We start from the raw sequence: 20,420 nt of genomic DNA, 5'->3' as shown, positions 1-20,420 counted from the left end.
CTTACAGGCTGAGCTCGGAAATGCACTGCTCGGCACTGTCGTGTTCTACTATGTATGTCTCGCATTCGGTATCGGGGAGCGTCACCCTGTCCCTGTCAGAAGTGCAGACAAGGATGGTGTATCTTCCCGCTATGCCCGAGGTGGTGAGCGATTCCGCGGCCGCGTCCGAACATGAAGCGCATATCAGCACCGCGTGTCCGAACCTTGCCTGCCCGAATTCCTCGGAAGTCAGTGTGATGACCGTCAGGTCGCCCCTGTCGGGCGTGCCGCATTTGAGCAGCATCGAAGCCGAAGCTATCATCGAGTTGTCGTCGCTGACCTGCAATTCCTCAAGCTGTTCGGTAACAGTGCTGTAGCCTGCCACTCGGTGGCGTATCTCGTTGCTGTTCAGCAGAGCCGATAGTGAGACCGTCATTTGTATGATGGTGTCGTATATGTCCGAGCCCTTCGGCATATCGTTCGGGATGTAGGTGTCCGCCAACAGCAGACAGGAATCCGCAAGGGGCAGCGAGTAGTCCTTCACCATGAGGGTGTCGGTCTTTGCAGTCAGTTTCCAGTGTATGCGTGAGAGCTTGTCGCCGTCGGCGTACTCTCTCAGCGCGAATATCTCCGAGGGGTCGTCGCCCGGTTTGTCCTGCGAGTAAACGTCGCTGTCGAGCCCCGAATCCGAGTAGTCGTGGACGGGGTTCGCAAGCTCCAGTGTCTCGGGGAGTATCATTATCTCGTTGTTGGTGCAGGCTATCTGTTTTTTCGAGAGCTTCATTCTCGTCAGCCTGAGTATATCGAATATCTTTATCTTCTCGACCTTCACCACAACGCTGCCGAGGTGTGCCGAGCTGAACGTCGTTTCAAGCCGCTGTGTGTTCTTCGGGAAGATGGGGGTGCTTATCTTTACCTTTTCCCTGCTGCCCGAGGACGAGATTATGTAGCTGAGAGTTATCTCGGCGCAGGGCACGGGGATAATGCTGTGGTTGGTGATGTTCACGTTCACGGGTATGTTCTGACCCGCGCTGCCCGAGTTCAGCGGAAGTGCGAGCTCGGCTCTGATGCCCGACTTTGCGGCAAGACCGCAGATGATGAGCACCGTCGGCAGCAGCACCAGAAAGCACAGCAGCATAAGGGAGATGACTCCCTCATAGAGTATATAGAAAAACACCGAAATGATGAGCAGAAGAATGTATACGAATACCATGCCCTCGCTCCTTACGCCCTTACCTTAGGAACGGGAACGGAGTTTATCACTTCGCCGAGGACGTAGCTCACATCCGCACCGCTGAGCTTTGCTTTGGAGTTGAGGAGTATCCTGTGTCCGCAGACCTCGTTGAAAGCGTAGAGGGTGTCGTCGGGCAGCGCGAAGTCTCTGCCGTTGAGAAGAGCTGTCGCCTTTGTCATCTTGAGCAGTGCGATGGTACCTCTCGGCGAAAGACCGAGCTTTATGAACGGGTGCTTTCTCGTAGCGGCTGCAAGCTGTGCGATGTATTCGAACACGGGGTCGGAAACGTAAACCTCGTCGGTGACCCTGACCGCCTTTGCGAGCGCGGCGGCGGAAGCCACGGGCATTACCTCGTCGGTGGAGACCTGACGCTGCTTGGATTTGAGCATATCTATCTCATTTTGCAGCGAGGGGTAGCCCATCGTAAGTCTGACGATGAATCTGTCCATCTGCGACTCGGGGAGCATCTGCGTACCGATTGAACCGATGGGGTTCTGTGTTGCGATGACTATGTACGGGTCGGGGAGGTCGTATGTAGTGCCGTCCACCGTTACCCTGCCTTCTTCCATTATCTCAAGAAGCGCCGACTGCGTTTTCGAGGAGGTACGGTTGATCTCGTCAGCAAGGAAGAGGTTGGTGATAGCCGCGCCCTTCTTGTACTCGAATTTGTTTGTCTCACGGTTGAGGGTCATGAATCCCGTGATGTCGGTCGGCAGTACGTCGGGGGTGAACTGCACTCGCTTGTAGTCGAGGGAAAGCGCCTTTGACAGCGCGATGGCGAGTGTGGTCTTTCCGACTCCGGGGATATCCTCGATAAGGACGTGACCGCCTGCGAGTATCGAAAGCAGCACCTTGATGATGATGTCGTCCTTGCCGATGATGACCTTCTTGATCTCCCGTATCACCTTGTGGCAGGTGTCGAGGACCTGTTTCTGTTCTGTTGTCAGCTCATTCTGCATGATAATATCTCCTTTATATAAAAAAATAACATACAAAAATATTATAACACATATCAAGAGAAATTTCAAGTGATTTGGTGCGAAAAGTATCGTGAATTTGCAGTAATATCTTTCAGCCTGTCCGCATATATTCTACTATGCGAAAGGAAGTGGGCTGGATGGTAAAAACAAACACGGCTTCGGCACAGGTCTGCGAGCTTCTCCCCGAGCGTCTTCGGGACGCGGTGATGAGCGTGGCGGCTGCCGAACGCGGCAAAATGACCGAGATACGGCTCCGCTCGGGGCGGTATCTTTCGGCGGTGCTTTACGGGAAGGAGTACTTCATAACCTCCGACGGCAGACTGATGAACTCCGCCGAAAGCGCCGTGAGCGTTTCGCCCGAGGAAGTCAGAGAGGTGTTCACGGCGGCGTTCAGGGGTTCGGTACACGCTCATCCGCGGGAGGCGGCACAGGGCTGGATAACCGTTTCGGGCGGAAGCAGAGCAGGCTTCTGCGGGACCGCTGTCTGCGACCCTTCAGGCAGGGAACTCACCTCGGTGAAGAACATATCCTCGGTGGTGCTGCGTATCGCAAAGCAGGTGACGGGGTGTTCGGACAAGCTGTATGAGCAGGCTTTTTCCGAGGGTGCGGCATCCCTCATCATCGCGTCGCCCCCCTCGGGCGGAAAGACGACGATGCTCCGCGACCTCTGCCGCAGGCTGGGCGAAAGATACCGCGTCTGCGTCATCGACGAGCGCGGCGAGCTCGCCTGTATGAGCGGCAGTGTCCCTCAGAATGACATCGGCGCAAGATGCGACGTTTTCGACGGCTACCCGAAAGCCGACGCAGTTATGACGGCGGTGCGGACTCTCTCCCCCGAGATAGTGGTCTGCGACGAGATAGGCTCGAAAGAGGACATAGCCGCCCTCGAATACGCGGTGAATTCTGGCGTGAAGCTGGTCTGTACCGCTCACGCTCCCGACCTCGAATCGCTTAAACGCCGCAGAGCGTCGGGCAGGCTCATAAAGGAGCGCGTGTTCGATTATGCGGCGATACTCGGGACGGGAAGTATGTGCGGCAGGGTAGTCTCATTCAGCCGCCTGAAAGAATGAAGCTGATAGGTATGCTCATGCTGATAGTGTGCGGCGCGGTCACGGGGGAAGCCTTTGCGGCGGCGTTCATGGGCGGCGTAAGACTGCTGGATATAACCGCCGACCTGCTGTTGCAGCTGGAGCTGATAATGGAACACGAAGCCCCCGACGTGAGGGATATGCTGGACGAGCTGCGCCGAACCTCGGACAAGCTGCCCATTTTTCTGGACAGCTTGCCCGAAGGCTCCGGAGCGTCCGACACCCTCTCACAGCTTGCCGACAACACCGACGGCTACACATCCGCCGACCTGGAACGTCTGAAAATGTACTTTTCGCAGGTGGGTTCGGCGGACAGGCTGTCGGAGCTGAAACGGCTGAAGGCGGTGAGAGCCTATTTCGAGCGCAGGCGTGAGACCGAGCGCCCGACAGCCGAAAAGAAAGCGTCACTATCCCGCAGACTGGGCGTGCTGTGCGGTATTCTTTTCGCGGTGATGCTGATATAAGGAGTGCGTAAAAATGGAGCTGGAGCTGATATTCAAAATAGCGGCGGTCGGCATAATCGTTGCGGTGCTGGTACAGCTTCTCAAGCGTGCCGAGCGCGACGAGCAGGCGATGATGACGGCGCTGGCAGGGCTCATAGTGGTGCTGATGATGATAATCGAGCGCATCGCCGAACTGTTCGACACGGTGCGCACGTTGTTCGGGTTCTGAAAAGTGGAGATAGTAAAGCTGGTATTGTTCTGCATATCTTCGGCGCTGGTCATGCGGGTCCTGTCTGAGGCATCGCCGCCGATAAAGGCGGTCTGTGCGGTGGCAGCCGCCTGCATGGTTGGGGCGCGTTTCGCCGCCGACTTCCGCAGCCTCTGCGACGCCGCCGAACGGCTGGTGGAAGGTGCGGCGGTCGGCGGCGGATATCTGCTGACCGTGTTCAAATGTCTCGGGATATGCTTCGTGACACAGCTCGGCTGCGATATCTGCCGTGACTGCGGCGAGAACGCCCTCGCTTCTCAGCTGGAGCTTGCAGGCAGGGCTGCGGTGCTTATCTCGGCTCTGCCGCTGTTCACGGCGGCTGCGGAAACAGTGAGGTTGCTGCTTGATGTGTAGACTGAAAAAGATAGTGATACTTCTGACGGCGGCTCTGCTGACAGCCGTGACCTGCCCCGTCGCCGCCTCGGCTGATGAGGACACCTCGGCGTTCGCAGAGGAGATGACCGAACGCCTTTCGGAAGCGATAGACAGCGAGACCGCAGAGGATATGCGCTCCGCATCTCCCGACGGCGCATCGGCAGGCACGGGTTCGCTCGACCCTCAGTCCCTGATAAGCGGCTTTAAGAACGCCTTTGTGGATTCGTTAAAGTCGCCGCTGAAAATATTCGGCAGTATAGCGGCGGTGCTGATAGTCTCCTCTGCGGTGCAGAGCATGGCGGCAGGCGGCGAGACAGCGTCGGCGGTCGGGACGGTGAGCGTTCTCGGCTGTGTGACACTCATCTACTCCGCAGTCTGCGAAGCATTCACGGGGGTGTGCGTTTTCCTGCGGCGTCTGAGCGAATTCATGCTGTCCTACATACCCATATACGCGTCGGTGACGGCGGCTTCGGGCGGTGTGAAAACGGGCGGCAGCTACTATGCGGCGATGCTTGGCGTGACCGAGCTGATAGGTTTCGTCGCCGAACGCGCCGTGATGCCTTTTCTCAGCGTGTTCATGGCGCTGAGCTTCACGGCGGCGGTCAACCCGACCCTGAAACTCTCCAACGCGGCGGCTTCGGTGGGCAGCGGCGTGCGGATAACCCTGACCGCACTGATGACGGTATTCGGCGGCTCGGCTGCGATACAGAGCATTTCCTCGGCAGCGGCTGATACGGCGGCTGCGAGGGCGGTGCGTTTCGGGGCGGCGAGCTTCGTGCCGATAATCGGCGGCTCGGTCTCGGAAGCCTATTCGACCGTCTGCGCAGGGGTGGGGATGCTGCGTTCGGGGGTCGGCACGGTGGGGATAGCGGCGGTGGCGTTCATGCTGATACGACCGCTTGTTACCCTCATCTGCCTGCGGATAATGCTCGGACTTTCAAAGGTGACAGCCGACCTTCTCGGCGCGGGAGCGGCTTCGGAGCTGCTGTCGGGGACGGGCTACGCAGTCTCGGCGGCAATAAGCACGGTGCTCTGCTTCGGGATGATGTTCATACTTTCGACCGCTGTGGTGACGGCTGCGGCGGCAGGGATACAGAGGTGAGGAAAAATGTTTCGGAGCGTGATATTCACGGTGTGTATGTGTGCGGTGATCTCGGCGGCGGTGCAGCTTGTCACCCCTGCGAAGATGAAGCGTGAGCTTGCGCTCGTCTGCACACTTCTGCTGATAGCGTCGGCAGCAGCGGCGTTCAGGGGCGGCATATCGGGACTGCCCCATTTTGAGAGCAGACAGACGCTGACAGCCGAATTCGAGCGCGACCTTCTCGAACAGACGCGCAAGAGCCTTGAAGACAAAGCCCTCTCGTCGCTTCACGATGCAGGCATCTTTCCCGAGTGGCTTGTCATAGACTGTTCGCTGGATGAATATAATTATGTCAGAGCCGACAAGGTGACGGTCTATCTTTCGGAGGAGCAGGACGAAGCCGCCGCAGAGCGTGCAGTCCGCGGCTCGGTCGGCGAGTGTGAGATAGAGGTGGTAAAATGACGGCACAGATAAAAAAACTGCTCCGCAGCCGTGACAAGCGTCTGAAACTCGTGTTCGTGCTGGGGATGGCAGGCATCCTGCTGATACTCATTTCGGATATTCTTCCGAAGAAGTCCGCGGCTGACGAAACGCCGTCCGAACAGCTCACCCTCGACGAGACCGAGCTCTACAAACAGGACATCGAACGTCAGCTCACCGAGGTCATCTCACACGTCAGCGGCGCTGGCAGGACGCGGGTCATGATAAGCGTCACGGGCACGAAAGAGTACGTCTACGCCGAAAAAAGCGACCTCGACCGCCGCACCGAAGGCACGGGCGAGAGCTACCGTTCGCAGGGGGAAATAGTGCTTGCCGACGGCGGCGGTGAAAAACAGCCCGTCCTTCGCAAGATATCCGCTCCGCAGATAGGCGGCGTCGCCGTCATCTGTGAGGGCGCATCCGACCCGCAGGTAAGAGAGCGTGTGATGAACGTGGTCTCGGCAGTCCTCGGTCTGCCGCCCGGCCGCATCAGCGTCCAGCCCTCGGCATGAATCGCATATCAAAAACCTAACATAACAGGAGGAAACGAACATGGAAAAACAGAAGAGACCCAGACTCAGCGTCATCATCGGGAAAAGGCAGATACTTCTCGCAGGGATGACCCTCGTCCTCGGTACGGCGGTGTATGTCAACTATGCGCTGTCCGCATCCTCGGGCGGTCTGAAGACCACGGGCAAGGTGGACAGCAAGAGCATCAGCTACGGCGACGCACAGCTGGTCAGCGCCGACAAAAAAGCCTCTGACGACTACTTCGCGAAGGCACGCCTCGACCGCGCCGAATCCCGCGACAAAGCCGCCGAGACCCTCGCCCGCATCATGAACGGCGGCGACAGCTCCCCCGAGGAACAGCAGGCAGCAGCCGCCGAAGCCGCCGCCATGACAGGGCTCATCGAGAAGGAGAGCAAGGTCGAGAACCTTATCCGTGCGGCAGGCTTCACCGACTGCGTCGTCTATCTCGACGGCGAGAATGCCAACGTAGTGGTGCAGACCGACAGCGGACTCATCCAGACCGAAGCCGCCCAGATAAAGGACATCCTTCTCAGCGAGGTGAGCGTCCCTGCCGAGAAGATACGCATCTTCGATGTAGACGAAAAAGCATGACATAACAGACTGTCCGATACCCTTCGTATCGGACAGTCTTTCTTTGTGTATAAAGAATGAACAAATAGAAAATTAACGCAAAAGTAATTGTATAATCGGCTGATTTATGCTATAATCAAATAAAGTATGCACAAATGCGAATCTGCAAGAAAGGAAGATTGTACTATGGATAAGGATAAGATCAGCAAGAGCATTGACGGCAGCCTGTATGTCAGCGAGGACGTTATCGCAAAGGTCATCGAAAAGGCTGTTTCGGGAGTTGACGGCGTGGTGGGCATCGCAAGCTCGGCACACAATCCTCTGAGACTTCTTTTCGCCAAGGAGAATCACGGCAAGGTCAAGTTCAGACTTGACGGCGATGTGCTGTCCGTAGCAGTGGGCATTGTCCTGCGCCAGGACGCGTCTGCAAAGGATACATCGGAAAAGGTACAGGAGAGCATCAAAGAGCAGGTACAGAACGTGCTCGGCATCACGGTTGCCAGAGTAAATGTGAACGTTCTGGATATGGCGGTCTGAAACGTCGGAGAGGAAGAATATGGGAAATAATAAAGCAAACGCAGAAAAGGAATACATGGCATCAAAGCGCGAACTCAGAGAGGGTGCGTTCATCCTCTATTTTGAAAAGCAGTTCCGCGACGACAGCCTTGAGGATATTTTTGAGGTGACTCAGGAAGCAGAGGGTGCGGACGACAATCTCCGCATCAGCGAAGGTTCGTTCAGGCTCGCGTCGAAGGTATGGGAAAAGCGCGATGAGCTCGATAAGATAATCTCGGGCTACTCGAAGAAGAGAAGCGTTGACCGTATCGCGAAGATCAACATAGCCATCCTTCACCTTGCGCTGTACGAGGCTGTTTACGAGGAGAAAGTCCCCGTGAACGTTGCGATAAGCGAGGCTGTTATCCTTGCGCAGAAGTTCGCGCAGGAGCCCGATATCGCGTTCATCAACGGCGTGCTCGGAGCATTCGCACGCGAACACGGCGATGAGTGATAAGGCTGTCTTAGGCATCGACACCTCGAACTACACGACTTCCTGCGCGTATTTCGATGCACAGACGGGTCAGCTCCGTCAGGCGAAGAAGCTGCTGCCCGTAAAGTCGGGCGACAAGGGCATCCGTCAGAGCGACGCGGTGTTCCATCACACGGTGCAGCTGCCCGAACTCATCGGACAGCTCGGTGAGATAAGCGATGTCTGCGCAGTCGGCGTCAGCGACCGCCCCTCCTGCCGCGAGGGGTCGTATATGCCCTGCTTTCTCGTGGGCGTTTCGGCGGCGAGGACTGCGGCTGCGGCAAAGGGCGTGCCCTGCTTCACCACCACTCATCAGATAGGTCACATCCTCGCAGCGCTCTACTCGGCTGACAGGCTCGGCCGAGTGAAGAACGGCGAGCGTTTCATATCGTTCCACGTCAGCGGCGGCACCACCGATGTGCTGCTGTGCGAACCTTCCGACGAGGAATTCCTGTCGGTGCGCAGGATAGGCGGATCAAACGACCTCAAGGCGGGTCAGGCGATAGACCGCTGCGGCGTGATGCTGGGGCTCGATTTCCCCTGTGGAATGGAGCTCGAACGTCTGGCGCTCTCCTGCAAGGAAAAGGTGAACTACAAGCCCGTGATGAAGGGCTGCGAATGTTCGCTTTCTGGCATCGAGAACAAGTGCCGCAAACTCATGGATGATGGCGCGGACAGGGCGTTCATCGCAAGGTTCTGTCTTACGGCTGTGGGCAGGTCGATACGCGCACTCACAAAGGCGGCGCTCGCTGAGTACGGCGCAATGCCCGTGATGTACGCAGGCGGAGTCATGAGCGACAAGCTCATCGCGGATATGCTTCGCGACATACCCGACACCGATTTTGCCGAACCGCAGCTTTCCTGCGACAACGCCGCAGGCACGGCGATATACGCAGCATTTATGAAAGGACTGGTCTGATGCCGTCTGTTATCAGCGTCTCACAGCTCACAAATTACATTACCCACCGCCTGAAAGACGACATTCGCCTGAAGTCGGTGATGGTCAAGGGCGAGATATCCGAATATAAGCGCAACGCATCGTCGGGACACGTCTATTTCTCGCTGAGAGAGGGGGACGCGCTGCTCAAATGCGTGATGTGGAAAGCCCGCGCCGATAAGCTCGGCTTCACGCCGCAGACAGGCACGACGGTCATCTGTACGGGCGAGATAGCCGTGTACAGGGCGGGGGGCTATTATCAGCTTTCGGCGACCGAGATAGTGCCCGTGGGCGAAGGCGTCCGCGCCATGCAGCAGAAGGAGCTGAAAGAAAAGCTCACAAAGCTCGGCATCTTCAAGCCCGAGCGCAAAAAGCCGATACCTGCCCTGCCGAAGAGGATAGCCCTCGTGACCTCGGCGGACGGCGCGGCTATACATGATGTGGTCAAGACGCTTCGCAGACGTTACCCAGTAGGTGAGGTTTTCTTTTTTTCCGCACAGGTGCAGGGCGAGACCGCACATCTGACCATCGCTGACACCATCAGAAAAGCCGACGGCTTCGGCTGCGATGTCATCATCGTGACCCGAGGCGGCGGTGCTTACGATACACTGTCCGCGTTCAATACCGAGGAGGTCGCCATGGCGATAGCCGACTGCGTGACCCCCGTGATAAGCGCGGTCGGACACGAGATAGATACCACGCTCGCGGACTATGCCGCCGACAGGCGCGAATCGACGCCTACTGCCGCGGCGGAGGTCTGCGCTCCCGATATTTCGGTGCTGACAGCTGCCGCCGATGCAGAGCTTGCAAGGCTCGGCGCGGCATTTGAGAAGCAGCTCGAAAGCCGCAGGGCAGAGCTTGAACGGCTCAGCTACAGGCTCGCAAGCGCGGGTCCATACCACTCCCTGGAGAAGTCGAAGACGGCTCTTGAAGGGCTCAGCGCACGGCTCGGCAGGGCGTATTCGGCCGAGCTTATGAAGAGAAACGCCCGCCTTGAAAACGTCACGGGAAAGCTCATGGCACTGAGCCCCTTCAACGTTCTTGAACGCGGATACACGATAACCCTGAAAAGCGGCGTGCCTGTCACCCGTCCCGAACAGCTTTCGGAAGGGGATACGGTGGAGATACGGTTCTCGGGCTTTACCGCCGAGGCCGTTATCAGAGGCATACATACAAAGGAGAATGGACTATGAACGGAGCGGCAAGCTTTGAAGAGTCGATGAAGCGGCTCGAAGAGATAGTAAAGATACTCGAAAGCGGCAATCTGTCGCTTGAGGAGTCGATATCACTTTACAGTGAGGGCGTGAAGCTCGGCGAGAGCTGCAAGGAAGCCCTTGCGTCGGCGGAGCTGACTGTTAAAAAACTCGCACCCGATAACCGTACCGCATCGGAATAAACCATCTGAACAAATAAAGGAAGATGAATCATAATGACCGAAAATTCACATATCACCCTCGGGGTGTACTGCGATAAGATAAATGAAGCACTGAAACGTCTGACCGCTGACAAGCCCTACCTGCGCGAGAATATCTGCGAAGCCATGGAGTATTCGCTGCTCGCAGGCGGAAAGCGCCTCAGACCCGTGCTGATGCTGGAATTCTGCCGTATGTGCGGCGGCGACGCCGACAAATTCGCGGATGTTGCCTGCTCGATAGAGTGCATCCACACCTTCTCGCTCATACACGACGACCTGCCCTGCATGGACGACGACGATTTCCGCAGGGGCAGACCCAGCTGCCACAAGCAGTTCGGCGAAGCGACTGCACTGCTCGCAGGCGACGCGCTCAATACCCTCGCTTTCGAGATAATTGCCGACGCGGCTATGAGCGAGATCATCCCTGCACAGACCGCAGTAATGCTCACTTCCGTACTGTCCAAGGCAGTCGGCGTCAGCGGCATGATAGGCGGACAGATAATCGACCTTGCCGCCGAGAACAGAGAGATCTCCATCGAGGAGCTCGACCTTTTGCAGCGCCACAAGACGGGTGCGCTGATCGAAGCCGCCTGCGTCATGGGCGTTATCCTTGCGGGGAGATACGATATGATACCTGCCGCAGCTCAGTATGCCGACGCTCTCGGCAGAGCTTTCCAGATCGTCGATGACATCCTCGACGTTACGGGTACTTTTGAAGAACTCGGCAAGCCTATCGGCAGCGACAGCGAACAGAACAAGAGCACCTATGTCACCGCACTCGGTATCGAGGGCGCACAGAAGGAAGCCGACCGACTGACCGAGCAGGCGCTTATCGTGCTCAAACAGTTCGAGGATTGTGAGTTCCTTGCCGACCTCACCGACAGCCTGCTTCACAGAAGAAGCTGACAGGCAAAACATGGATTGATAACATGAAGAGAAAAGCATACGATCTGAACGCCATGAAACTGCCCGAAGACCTCAAAGCCCTCAGCTGTGAGGAATGTTCGGCTCTGGCGGCTCAGATAAGAGAAGTGCTCATTAAGACCGTCTCGAAAAACGGCGGACATCTGTCCTCAAACCTCGGAACGGTCGAGCTTACTATCTCTATACACAGGGTCTTTGACTCTCCGAAGGATAAGATCGTCTGGGATGTAGGGCATCAGTCCTACACCCACAAGCTGCTCACGGGCAGAGCGTCCGAATTCTCCACCATCCGCACCGAGGATGGTCTCAGCGGTTTCCCGCGCCCCGACGAGAGCGTTCATGATGCCTTTGTCAGCGGTCACAGCTCGACCTCTGTTTCGGCGGCGCTCGGCATCGCGACAGCCATGAAGCTCAGGGGCGACAAGCACCACACTGTAGCCGTTATCGGCGACGGCGCATTCACGGGCGGCGAAGCGTTCGAGGGTCTGAACAACGCAGGCAAGAGCGGCACGAACCTTATCATCATTCTCAACTACAACGAGATGAGCATCTCGAAAAACGTCGGAGCGACCGCGAAATACCTGGCGACCCTCCGCACTACCGAGAGCTATCACAAGACAAAGACCGCCGTCGAGCGCGTGCTGGATAACACGCCTATCGTCGGTGCGCCCATAAAAAAAGTAGTCCGCGGCTCGAAGAACGTTCTGAAAGATATGATAATCCACAGCACGATGTTCGAGGATCTGGGCTTTGAGTTTGTCGGCCCTATCGACGGACATAATATCGAGGAGCTTGACGAGGGTCTTGCGGCGGCAAAGGCGCTGAACGCTCCCACCGTAGTGCTCGTCAACACACAGAAGGGTCACGGCTATCCCCCTGCCGAAGCTAACCCCGGGGGTTATCACGGCGTGGGTGCTTTCGACCTCTCCACGGGCAATCCCGATGTGGTCAGTGAGGACAGCTACTCGGCTGTTTTCGGCAGAAAGCTTCTGTCCCTCGCCTATTCCGACAGCAGGATATGCGCCGTTACCGCGGCGATGAAGTTCGGTACGGGTCTGCAATATTTCCATAAAGCTCTGCCACAGCGCTTCTTTGACGTGGGCATCGCCGAACAGCACGCTGTTACCTTCTCCGCAGGACTTGCGGCGAACGGTATGATACCCGTGTTCGCGGTGTATTCGACGTTCCTGCAAAGGTCATACGACCAGCTCGTCCACGACCTTGCGATAATGAACACCCACGCGGTCATCGGCGTTGACAGGGCAGGTATCGTCGGCGAGGACGGCGAGACCCATCAGGGCATATTCGACATCCCGTTCCTCACCACCATCCCGAACGTTACGATATATTCTCCATGCGATTATTCCGAGCTTGAGGTCTGTCTTGAGCAGGCAGTGCTTCACGATGAGGGTGTCTGCGCGGTGCGCTACCCGAGAGGCAAACAGCCTGCCGACCGTAAAAAGAACGGCGCTCCGACTTCGGATATCGTCCGCGAAGTCAGCGGAAACAGGGTCTGCGCCGTGACCTACGGTAGGCTCGGCAACGACCTTCTCGCCGCGAGGGAGAAAGTCCGCAGTCAGGGCTTCGACTTCGATATCATCCGCCCCGTCCGCGTATTCCCTATAGAAAAGAGCCTTACCGAAGAGCTCAGCCGCTATGAGCGTGTGTTCGTGTTCGAAGAGTGCTACAAGTACGGCTCCATAGGTGAGAAATATGCCGCATCGGGGGTCAGCTGTGACATCACGTCACTCGACGGCTTTGTCAAGCACGGCAGTGTGAAGTCCCTGCTGGATGAGAACGGTCTTTCCGCGGAAAAGATGGCTGAAAGGATACTCGGGTACTTGAAACATGATGAGACTTGACGCATACATGGCGGCAAACGGGCTCGCACCCAGCCGCGAAAAGGCGAAAAGGCTGATTGCCGAGGGAAGGGTCAGCATCAACGGTGCGGTCGTGACCAAGGCTTCCCACTCGGTGAACGAGGGGGATACGGTGACGGCTGAACAGGGCGACGGCTATGTTGGCAGAGGTGCCTATAAGCTGATAGGCGCTCTTGACAGCTTCGGTATTTCGCTTGACGGGAAGGTCTGCGCCGATATCGGCGCTTCCACGGGCGGCTTCACACAGGTGATGCTGAAACGGGGCGCTGAGAAAGTGTTCGCAGTGGATGTGGGACACGGTCAGCTTGACCCGCTGCTTCTGAACGACAGCCGCGTGGTCAACTGCGAGGGCGTGAACGTCCGCTCGATACAGCCCGATTTCTTCGGCGGCGAGGTCAGCTTTGCCGCCTGCGACCTGTCCTTTATCTCGCTGAGGACGGTCTTGCCCGCGGTCTTTGCGGCACTGTCGGACAGCGCCGAGCTTGTGACCCTTATCAAGCCGCAGTTTGAAGCGGGCAGGGAAGCCATCGGCAAGAACGGTCTTGTGCGCTCGAAGTCGGATCATATCCGCGTTCTTGCAGAGATGTGCGAGTTCTTTTCTGCCGAAGGCGTGACCCTTCTCGGGCTGATACCCTCACCAATCAAGGGCGGCGACGGCAACGCCGAGTACCTTGCACATATCTCAAAGGCAAAGTCCGAAGGGTGCATTCCCGATATCGGCGGCATCGTAAAGTCAGCATTGGAAAACAGGCGGTGAACCTACAATGAAGGTCTTATTATATCCGAATCTCAGCAAACCCAACAGCAGACGCTGCACCGAGGAAGCGTGCGGAGTCCTCAGGGGGGAGAATGCGGAGATTTTCATGGAAGAACAGTATAAGGGTACTTTCGGCAGCGGCAGCGGCGTGACGTTCGCACCGCTGAACGAGTGTGTGCAGAGCTGCGATGTCATCGTCGTGACAGGCGGCGACGGCACTATACTCAGCTGTTCGGGAGCGGCTTCAAAGTATGATAAGCCGATACTCGGCGTCAACTGCGGCACCCTCGGCTTCATGGCGACCCTCGAAAGCAGCGAGATACAAAGGCTCACACAGCTTTGCAGGGGCGAGTACACCATAAGTGAGAGGATGATGCTCTCGGTGACGGTGCGCTACTCGAACGGCAACGTCATCACTGCCGACGCCCTCAACGACGCGGTGCTCGCTCACGGCGAAGCCAGCAGGATAGCCGATTTCGAGGTCTCGAAGTCGGGGAGCATCGTTTCTTCCCTCAGAGCTGACGGAGTCATTTTCTCGACTGCGACGGGTGCTTCGGCTTATTCGCTGTCGGCAGGCGGCCCGATAATCGAGCCTGATATGCAGTGCATCGAATTCTCACAGGTCTGTGCTCATTCGCTGTTCTCGCGCCCGATAATCTTCACTCCCGACTCGGTTCTGTCGGTGAGCTGTCATTGTACGGAGGGCGGCTACGTGGTGCTTTCGGTGGACGGCACGCTGCTCGCACGCATCCGAAAGGGCGATACGGTGGAGCTGAAACGCTCGGAGCTCAAGACCCGCCTGATAGACCTGACGGGGGGCAGCTTTTTCCCCACCATAAATCAGAAGCTGATGAAACCGCTCAAGCAATAGGAGGCAGCTGATGAAAAACAAACGACAGGAAATGATAGTCAAGCTCGTGAGCGAGCAGCCTATCGAAACGCAGGAGACCCTGTGCAGGCTGCTGACCGAGGCGGGCTATAAGGTCACGCAGGCGACGGTATCACGCGATATAAAGGAGCTTGCGCTGATAAAGACGCAGAACGGCGAAGGCGTCAGCATCTACGCGCTGCCCGTGCTGAAACGTGAAGCTATGGCTTCGCAGGGCAGCATGATATATTCGATGATAGCTGACAGCGTCCGCAGCGTCGATTACGCGATGAACACGGCGGTAATACGCTGTGCGTCGGGCATGGCTCAGGCCATATGCGCAAAGCTCGATACGACGGAGATACCCTCGGTCGTGGGAACGCTTGCGGGTGATGACACCATCTTCATTCTCATGCGCACTGAGCGTGACGCGGAGCGGCTCGTCAAGGAACTGCGGTTCATTATCGAAAATAAGGCATAACGGGGTGTAACTGTGCTTGAAGAGATATTCATAGAAAACCTTGCGGTCATCGAAAAGGCATCGGTCGGCTTCACGGAAGGCCTGAACGTGTTCACGGGCGAGACGGGCGCAGGTAAATCCATACTGATAAACGGCATCAACGCTCTGCTCGGTCAGCGCGTGACGAAGGATATCGTCCGCACGGGCGAGAAAAAAGCCGTTATCTCGGGCTGCTTTTCGGGGCTGAACGCCGATTGCCTTGCAAAACTCGAAGAGCTCGGGCTGGAGACTGAGGACGGAAAGCTGTACCTCTCCCGCGAGATACGTTCCGACGGCGGCAGCACCGCACGCATCAACTCGCGCAGCATCAACGTCTCCGCGCTCCGCGAGATAGGCTCCATGCTGGTGACGATACACGGTCAGCACGACAATCAGATACTCATGTCCCCCGAACGCCACATCGACATCCTCGACAGCTATTCCGATGCTCAGCCGCTGCTGGACGAGTACGGTGAGCTTTTCCGCCGCCTACAGGAACTTTCACGCGAGATAAACCGCAGGAAGAAAGAACAGGCAGGCAAGGCTCAGCGGCTGGTACAGCTGAAAGAGATCATCGAAGAACTGACCGAGCTTGACCCGAAGCCCGATGAGGACACCGAGATCGACCGTGAGCTCGAAGTCTCGAAAAACGCTGTGTTCCTTACCGAGGCGGCGTTTGCTGCCGAACGTCTGCTCGCAGGCGACGAGGATACCGACGGCGCGGATTCGCTGTTGGGTATGGCTGAAAAACAGCTGCTCGGCGGCTCAGACATCATGCCCGAGTTCTCGCAGCTTTACGACAGACTGACCTCTGCGAAGATCGAGATAGCGGACATCGCATCCGAACTGGACAGGCTGGTGGACAAGCTGGGCGCCGACCCTCAGCGGTTTGAATGGCTCAACAGCCGTTCCCGCGATCTCGACAAGGCGAAGATGAAGTACGGCCCGACCCTCGACGATGTGATAATGACCCTCGAAAAAGCGCAGTTCGAGTTCGATGAGCTGAACGGCGGCGAGGAGAGCCTTGAGGGACTTGCCGAACAGCAGCGCGAACTGCTGAAAGAGACCTCGCTCAAAGCGGCGGAGCTGTCGGCGTTCCGAAAGAAGAGCGCCGAGCGGTTCGTGAAGCAGGTGACCGAGGAGCTCGAATTCCTCAATATGCCGAAGGTGCGCATCGTTGTGGACATCAGGCAGGGAAAGCTGACACACAGCGGCATGGATACGGTGGAGTTCCTTATTTCTGCAAACGTCGGCGAAGAGCCGAGACCGATCGCGAAGATAGCCTCTGGCGGTGAGCTTTCGAGGATAATGCTGGCACTTAAAAGCGTTATAGCCGACAAGGACGGCATCGGCACGCTGATCTTCGATGAGATCGACACGGGCGTCAGCGGCAGAGCGGCGCAGAAGATCGGAATGAAGCTCAAAAGCCTGTCGAAATGCTCACAGGTCATCTGCGTGACGCATCTTTCGCAGATGGCTGTGATGGCGGATACGCACCTGTTGATCGAAAAGAAGGTGGTCGATGACCGCACTCGGACGACTATCCGCCCCCTCGACCTCGAAGAGCGGAAGTTCGAGATTGCGCGTATAATCGGCGGCGACACCATAACCGAACTCACCCTGCAAAACGCGGAAGAGCTTATCCGCGAGAGCAGCAAGCTCTGATACAGTACAAAAAAACGGACGCTTCTGATCTGGAAACGTCCGTTGTATTTTTATTCGATGGTCTGTCAGGGATCCTGTCCCGTGAGTCTCTTGTAACGCTTGCGGAGCTTTACCATGCGGCTTTCGAGATTCGCCTTTTTCGAGCTCTTTTCGAGCTTCGCAATCTCCTTGTCAGCCTGCGGCATAGCGGCTTTCGCAAAGGCGTACTGTTTGTTGTTGATCTTCTGGCTGATGGTGTCAACGTACTTGGTCGCGACGCGCTCCTTCACCATGAGGTCATCGGTGTAGGCCGTGAGGGTCTTCATCCAGCTGGCGTAGCCCTTGTTGTTGATGTGAACATAGCCGTCCGAACTGTACTCGTTCTTCAGACCACCGTTCGCGTTCTTCAGTGGAGTATTGACGTCAACGAACCACATATCCTTCTGTCCCTTGCAGTAGGATTTCATCAGCGAATTGAGCTTGTTGATGTTTGCATTGTTGAGCACCGACATCTGCGAGCTGTTGACCATCGGAGGAGTAGCCTCAATGAATATCAGCACGTCGGGGTTCACACTGCGGATCTTTTTAAGGTACTTGACGTAATTGTCGTAGGTATTCTGTGCCGAGACCAGCAGGTCGTTTGTGCCCATGTTGATGAACACTTTCTTTCTGCCCGAGACCTTGATGGCATCCCAGGCGTGGTAGGTCACGCCGTTGTAGGTCAGCATATAGGGCTTGTTGTTCCCGAAATCGTTGTGGAAAGCGTAGCAGCCCTTAACGAGAAACAGCGGATTTCCGAGATACCCCTTCTTCTGCGTCCTGAAATACGTCTGCTGATGCACGCCTATGGAACTGCCGATGAATGCCGAATTCTTGTAGTAACTGTTGCGCTGTTCTTCGGTGATCTTTCTGTCAACGAATACCCTGACGGTCAGTGCGGACGATGCTATCGGCATCAGTGCGGTCACAGCCACGCAGAGCATGACTATGAATGCCGTCAGCCGTCTGAGAGTTTTTTTCACAGTACCATCTCCCTGTCGGTCAGACCTTTTTGAGTCTGACGAAATTTGACATGATCTTTTTAGTTCCGCAGCTTTCAAAAGCTATCTCCAGCATAGTGTCGCCGCCCATCGGCTCGACTTTGAGGATGGTGCCCCTGCCGAACTTCGGGTTCGGGTGGATGACAACCTCACCGGGGGAGTATGTAGCGTTCGAGCCTGTCTGTGCAAGACTGTTTCTTCTGCGCTCCAGCACGGTATCCGCTTCGCGGGAGTAGTCGGGCTTCTGCGGTCTGCGCACGGGTGTGAATCCTGCGGGTGGTTCTTCCTTGATATGGTTTATCTGCTCGTCGGGAAGCTCGGCGAGGAACCTCGACGGACGGTTAGCGGTAGTCCTGCCGTAGAGCATTCTTGCGGAAGAATGCAGCAGCCACAGTCTGCGCTTTGCACGGGTCATCGCCACGTAAGCGAGCCTGCGCTCCTCTTCGAGCTCTTCGGGAGTGTCGGAGCTTCTCGAAGACGGGAACACGTTCTCTTCCATTCCGGGCACGAACACGTAGTCGAATTCAAGTCCCTTGGCCGAGTGGATGGTCATCATGGCCACATAGTCGGCGGAGGGGTCGTACTTGTCGATATCGGTATAGAGCGCTATCTCCTCAAGGAAACCTTCCAGCGAAGGCTCGTCGGAGTTCTTTTCGTAGTTGAGCATGGTGGATTTCAGCTCGGCGATGTTGTCAAGGCGCATCCTGCCCTCTTCGCCGTGAGCGTTGAGCATATCGGAATAGCCCGTGATGACGAGGGTCTCGTCCAGCAGTTCGGACGGCAGCAGCTTCTTCGACAGCGCGGTGAGCTTATCGAATATCTCCGAGACAGCCATCAGCGACTTTGCCTTCTTTGCGATAGGCGCGTAGCTCTGGCACTCGCGGAGCACGGACAGCGGGTCTTCGCCCAGCTGATTCGCTATCTCTTCCACAGCCTGAACGGTGGATTCGCCGATACCGCGCTTTGGCTCGTTGATGATGCGGCGGAGCCTCAGTATGTCCGAGGGGTTGTTGATGACCTGCAAATATGCGATAACGTCCTTTATCTCCTTGCGGTCATAGAATTTCTGTCCGCCGAATATGATATACGGGATACCCTCACGAATGAAAGTCTGCTCGATGACGTTTGACTGAGCGTTCATGCGGTAGAGTATCGCGTGCTGACGGTAATCGTGACCCGCCTCGACGCTTTCCTTGATGGTCTTAGCGATGTACTTGGCTTCGCTTCTCTCGTTGAAAGCCTGATACTCGGTGACGGTCTCGCCGTCGCCTCTGTCAGTCCAGAGGTTCTTGCCCTTTCTGCCGACATTGTGCTCAATGAGCTTGTTGGCGGCGGTAAGGATATTCTGTGTCGAGCGGTAATTCTGTTCGAGCTTGATGACGTCGGTCTCGGGGTCGCATCCGAAGGTCTCCTCGAAGTCGAGGATATTGCGGATGGTCGCACCTCTGAAACGGTAGATGCTCTGGTCGTCGTCGCCCACAACGCAGAGGTTGCCGTACTTGCGGGAGAGCATCTCGATGAGCTTGAACTGCACCGTGTTGGTATCCTGATACTCGTCCACGAGTATGTATTTGTAGAGGTTCTGATAGTGGTCGAGCACGTCGGGGAAATCCCTGAAAAGTCTGACCGTGTTCACCAGCAGGTCGTCGAAATCCATAGCGTTGGATTCCTTGAGACGGGTGTCGTACATCTTGTACACACGGGCGATCTCTCTTTCACGGATGTCGTTCTTGTTCTGCTCGAAGTATTCTTCCGCCGAGACCATAGCGTTCTTCTGCGCGGAGATGACCGCCATTATCAGCTTTGGCGGGAAAATCTTGTCGGAGATGTCAAGCTCCTTCAGCGAGCTCTTTATTATCCTCAGGCAGTCGTCGGTGTCGTATATGGTGAACCCGGGCTTGTAGCCGAGGTTCGGGCATTCGGCCCTGAGTATGCGTGCGCAGGCGGAATGGAAAGTCGCCGCCTTGACAGCAGCACCCCTGTCCCCCAGCATCTTCGAGAGCCTGTCTTTGAGCTCGTTTGCAGCCTTGTTCGTGAAGGTGATAGCCAGCACGTTCCACGGCTCAACGGCAGCGTGAGCCACCAGCCCCGCAAGTCTCTGTATGTCGGTGTCGGCGCCCTCAGCGAAGGCTTTGAGGAAAGCCTCGTCCTCAGCGGAGAGGGTGCGGTCGTCCTCGTACTCGTAGGCGTCACCGAAGAATATCATATTAGCGATACGATTTATCAGCACCGTGGTCTTGCCGCTCCCCGCACCTGCGAGAATGAGCAGGCAGCCGTGAGTTTTAAAGACAGCCTTGCGCTGCATGGGGTTCAGGTCTTTGAAGCAGCGTTCGAGAGCTTTGCGTTTCAGTGCGTCAAATTCAGTCATTTTCCATGTACTCCGTTTCAATAGTTTATATAC

The 20,420-nt window shown here is 56.6% G+C and carries 23 protein-coding genes; 19 read left to right on the top strand and 4 right to left on the bottom strand.

The genetic code is table 11. The features are described 5' to 3' along the window. Position 1: 1 nt before the first annotated feature. Together BT142_RS06225 and BT142_RS06220 are read right to left on the bottom strand one after the other, a co-directional pair. Positions 2 to 1,192 (bottom strand): DUF58 domain-containing protein, encoded by a 1,191-nt coding sequence (locus BT142_RS06225; protein WP_072417348.1) that lies wholly within the window; start codon positions 1,190 to 1,192, stop codon positions 2 to 4. Positions 1,193 to 1,203: 11 nt separating this feature from the next. Then, positions 1,204 to 2,172: an AAA family ATPase gene (locus BT142_RS06220; RefSeq protein WP_072417347.1), complete on the bottom strand. Its 969-nt coding sequence runs from the start codon at positions 2,170 to 2,172 to the stop codon at positions 1,204 to 1,206. 158 nt (positions 2,173 to 2,330) lie between these two features. Between BT142_RS06220 and BT142_RS06215 the strand changes: the two genes are divergently transcribed. The 19 genes from BT142_RS06215 to recN all read left to right on the top strand — a co-directional run bounded on the left by BT142_RS06215 (position 2,331) and on the right by recN (position 17,000). Then, the gene (locus tag BT142_RS06215; protein ID WP_072417346.1) at positions 2,331 to 3,263 is read left to right on the top strand and encodes a hypothetical protein; all 933 of its coding nucleotides are present in this window, start codon (positions 2,331 to 2,333) and stop codon (positions 3,261 to 3,263) included. After that, positions 3,260 to 3,745 (top strand): hypothetical protein, encoded by a 486-nt coding sequence (locus tag BT142_RS06210; RefSeq protein WP_072417345.1) that lies wholly within the window; start codon positions 3,260 to 3,262, stop codon positions 3,743 to 3,745. Before BT142_RS06215 ends, BT142_RS06210 begins: the two co-directional genes overlap by 4 nt. Positions 3,746 to 3,758: 13 nt before the next feature. Beyond that, a complete protein-coding gene (gene spoIIIAC, locus BT142_RS06205) occupies positions 3,759 to 3,953 on the top strand; it encodes a stage III sporulation protein AC (protein WP_072417344.1) in 195 nt (64 codons plus the stop codon). A gap of 3 nt (positions 3,954 to 3,956) precedes the next feature. After that, entirely contained in the window at positions 3,957 to 4,346 is a 390-nt protein-coding gene (locus BT142_RS06200; protein ID WP_139182187.1) for a stage III sporulation AC/AD family protein, read from the top strand. Next, positions 4,339 to 5,469, top strand: coding sequence for a stage III sporulation protein AE (locus BT142_RS06195; protein WP_072417342.1), 1,131 nt, complete (start codon positions 4,339 to 4,341; stop codon positions 5,467 to 5,469). Before BT142_RS06200 ends, BT142_RS06195 begins: the two co-directional genes overlap by 8 nt. A 6-nt stretch (positions 5,470 to 5,475) precedes the next feature. Beyond that, positions 5,476 to 5,910: a hypothetical protein gene (locus tag BT142_RS06190; protein WP_139182186.1), complete on the top strand. Its 435-nt coding sequence runs from the start codon at positions 5,476 to 5,478 to the stop codon at positions 5,908 to 5,910. Beyond that, complete coding sequence (locus BT142_RS06185; RefSeq protein ID WP_072417340.1) at positions 5,907 to 6,440, top strand: hypothetical protein; 534 nt, start codon at positions 5,907 to 5,909, stop codon at positions 6,438 to 6,440. Before BT142_RS06190 ends, BT142_RS06185 begins: the two co-directional genes overlap by 4 nt. A 40-nt stretch (positions 6,441 to 6,480) precedes the next feature. Beyond that, positions 6,481 to 7,050, top strand: coding sequence for a SpoIIIAH-like family protein (locus BT142_RS06180; RefSeq protein ID WP_072417339.1), 570 nt, complete (start codon positions 6,481 to 6,483; stop codon positions 7,048 to 7,050). Positions 7,051 to 7,215: 165 nt separating this feature from the next. Then, positions 7,216 to 7,566 carry an Asp23/Gls24 family envelope stress response protein gene (locus tag BT142_RS06175; protein WP_072417338.1) on the top strand — a complete coding sequence of 117 codons (351 nt, stop codon included), beginning with the start codon at positions 7,216 to 7,218 and terminating at the stop codon, positions 7,564 to 7,566. A 19-nt stretch (positions 7,567 to 7,585) separates the two neighbouring features. Beyond that, positions 7,586 to 8,038, top strand: coding sequence for a transcription antitermination factor NusB (gene nusB / locus BT142_RS06170; protein WP_242871934.1), 453 nt, complete (start codon positions 7,586 to 7,588; stop codon positions 8,036 to 8,038). Then, complete coding sequence (locus BT142_RS06165; RefSeq protein WP_072417337.1) at positions 8,031 to 8,975, top strand: tRNA (adenosine(37)-N6)-threonylcarbamoyltransferase complex transferase subunit TsaD; 945 nt, start codon at positions 8,031 to 8,033, stop codon at positions 8,973 to 8,975. The genes nusB and BT142_RS06165 overlap by 8 nt, the downstream gene beginning before the upstream one ends. Beyond that, the gene (gene xseA, locus BT142_RS06160) at positions 8,975 to 10,186 is read left to right on the top strand and encodes an exodeoxyribonuclease VII large subunit (protein ID WP_072417336.1); all 1,212 of its coding nucleotides are present in this window, start codon (positions 8,975 to 8,977) and stop codon (positions 10,184 to 10,186) included. The genes BT142_RS06165 and xseA overlap by 1 nt, the downstream gene beginning before the upstream one ends. Then, complete coding sequence (gene xseB, locus BT142_RS06155; protein ID WP_072417335.1) at positions 10,183 to 10,389, top strand: exodeoxyribonuclease VII small subunit; 207 nt, start codon at positions 10,183 to 10,185, stop codon at positions 10,387 to 10,389. The genes xseA and xseB overlap by 4 nt, the downstream gene beginning before the upstream one ends. Positions 10,390 to 10,422: 33 nt before the next feature. Continuing rightward, positions 10,423 to 11,313: a polyprenyl synthetase family protein gene (locus tag BT142_RS06150; RefSeq protein WP_072417334.1), complete on the top strand. Its 891-nt coding sequence runs from the start codon at positions 10,423 to 10,425 to the stop codon at positions 11,311 to 11,313. A gap of 23 nt (positions 11,314 to 11,336) precedes the next feature. Further along, on the top strand, positions 11,337 to 13,193 hold the full coding sequence (gene dxs, locus BT142_RS06145) for a 1-deoxy-D-xylulose-5-phosphate synthase (RefSeq protein WP_072417333.1): 1,857 nt from the start codon (positions 11,337 to 11,339) through the stop codon (positions 13,191 to 13,193). After that, positions 13,180 to 13,968 carry a TlyA family RNA methyltransferase gene (locus BT142_RS06140; RefSeq protein ID WP_072417332.1) on the top strand — a complete coding sequence of 263 codons (789 nt, stop codon included), beginning with the start codon at positions 13,180 to 13,182 and terminating at the stop codon, positions 13,966 to 13,968. The genes dxs and BT142_RS06140 overlap by 14 nt, the downstream gene beginning before the upstream one ends. A 7-nt stretch (positions 13,969 to 13,975) precedes the next feature. Continuing rightward, entirely contained in the window at positions 13,976 to 14,839 is an 864-nt protein-coding gene (locus tag BT142_RS06135) for an NAD(+)/NADH kinase (protein ID WP_072417331.1), read from the top strand. Between the two features lie 10 nt (positions 14,840 to 14,849). Further along, positions 14,850 to 15,317 (top strand): arginine repressor, encoded by a 468-nt coding sequence (gene argR, locus BT142_RS06130; RefSeq protein ID WP_072417330.1) that lies wholly within the window; start codon positions 14,850 to 14,852, stop codon positions 15,315 to 15,317. A gap of 12 nt (positions 15,318 to 15,329) precedes the next feature. After that, the gene (gene recN, locus BT142_RS06125; RefSeq protein WP_072417329.1) at positions 15,330 to 17,000 is read left to right on the top strand and encodes a DNA repair protein RecN; all 1,671 of its coding nucleotides are present in this window, start codon (positions 15,330 to 15,332) and stop codon (positions 16,998 to 17,000) included. A gap of 65 nt (positions 17,001 to 17,065) precedes the next feature. On the opposite strand, the gene BT142_RS06120 is transcribed toward recN, so the two are convergent. Both BT142_RS06120 and BT142_RS06115 read right to left on the bottom strand, forming a co-directional pair. Further along, a complete protein-coding gene (locus BT142_RS06120) occupies positions 17,066 to 18,001 on the bottom strand; it encodes a GDSL-type esterase/lipase family protein (RefSeq protein WP_072417328.1) in 936 nt (311 codons plus the stop codon). A 19-nt stretch (positions 18,002 to 18,020) separates the two neighbouring features. After that, complete coding sequence (locus tag BT142_RS06115; protein ID WP_072417327.1) at positions 18,021 to 20,387, bottom strand: ATP-dependent helicase; 2,367 nt, start codon at positions 20,385 to 20,387, stop codon at positions 18,021 to 18,023. Positions 20,388 to 20,420: the final 33 nt, after the last annotated feature.

This window comes from Ruminococcus sp. YE71, from assembly GCF_900119155.1.
Classification (GTDB): Bacteria; Bacillota; Clostridia; order Oscillospirales; family Ruminococcaceae; genus YE71.
The sequence above is the reverse complement of the archived record's forward strand: the minus strand, read 5'-3'. Positions and strand labels throughout refer to the sequence as shown.

Bases quoted from the DNA above. Each gene is read 5' to 3' on its own strand.
- BT142_RS06225 (WP_072417348.1), bottom strand. From the start codon at position 1,192: ATGGTATTCGTATACATTCTTCTGCTCATCATTTCGGTGTTTTTCTAT.
- BT142_RS06220 (WP_072417347.1), bottom strand. From the start codon at position 2,172: ATGCAGAATGAGCTGACAACAGAACAGAAACAGGTCCTCGACACCTGC.
- BT142_RS06215 (WP_072417346.1), top strand. From the start codon at position 2,331: ATGGTAAAAACAAACACGGCTTCGGCACAGGTCTGCGAGCTTCTCCCC.
- BT142_RS06210 (WP_072417345.1), top strand. From the start codon at position 3,260: ATGAAGCTGATAGGTATGCTCATGCTGATAGTGTGCGGCGCGGTCACG.
- spoIIIAC (WP_072417344.1), top strand. From the start codon at position 3,759: ATGGAGCTGGAGCTGATATTCAAAATAGCGGCGGTCGGCATAATCGTT.
- BT142_RS06195 (WP_072417342.1), top strand. From the start codon at position 4,339: ATGTGTAGACTGAAAAAGATAGTGATACTTCTGACGGCGGCTCTGCTG.
- BT142_RS06190 (WP_139182186.1), top strand. From the start codon at position 5,476: ATGTTTCGGAGCGTGATATTCACGGTGTGTATGTGTGCGGTGATCTCG.
- BT142_RS06185 (WP_072417340.1), top strand. From the start codon at position 5,907: ATGACGGCACAGATAAAAAAACTGCTCCGCAGCCGTGACAAGCGTCTG.
- BT142_RS06180 (WP_072417339.1), top strand. From the start codon at position 6,481: ATGGAAAAACAGAAGAGACCCAGACTCAGCGTCATCATCGGGAAAAGG.
- BT142_RS06175 (WP_072417338.1), top strand. From the start codon at position 7,216: ATGGATAAGGATAAGATCAGCAAGAGCATTGACGGCAGCCTGTATGTC.
- nusB (WP_242871934.1), top strand. From the start codon at position 7,586: ATGGGAAATAATAAAGCAAACGCAGAAAAGGAATACATGGCATCAAAG.
- BT142_RS06165 (WP_072417337.1), top strand. From the start codon at position 8,031: ATGAGTGATAAGGCTGTCTTAGGCATCGACACCTCGAACTACACGACT.
- xseA (WP_072417336.1), top strand. From the start codon at position 8,975: ATGCCGTCTGTTATCAGCGTCTCACAGCTCACAAATTACATTACCCAC.
- xseB (WP_072417335.1), top strand. From the start codon at position 10,183: ATGAACGGAGCGGCAAGCTTTGAAGAGTCGATGAAGCGGCTCGAAGAG.
- BT142_RS06150 (WP_072417334.1), top strand. From the start codon at position 10,423: ATGACCGAAAATTCACATATCACCCTCGGGGTGTACTGCGATAAGATA.
- dxs (WP_072417333.1), top strand. From the start codon at position 11,337: ATGAAGAGAAAAGCATACGATCTGAACGCCATGAAACTGCCCGAAGAC.
- BT142_RS06140 (WP_072417332.1), top strand. From the start codon at position 13,180: ATGATGAGACTTGACGCATACATGGCGGCAAACGGGCTCGCACCCAGC.
- BT142_RS06135 (WP_072417331.1), top strand. From the start codon at position 13,976: ATGAAGGTCTTATTATATCCGAATCTCAGCAAACCCAACAGCAGACGC.
- argR (WP_072417330.1), top strand. From the start codon at position 14,850: ATGAAAAACAAACGACAGGAAATGATAGTCAAGCTCGTGAGCGAGCAG.
- BT142_RS06115 (WP_072417327.1), bottom strand. From the start codon at position 20,387: ATGACTGAATTTGACGCACTGAAACGCAAAGCTCTCGAACGCTGCTTC.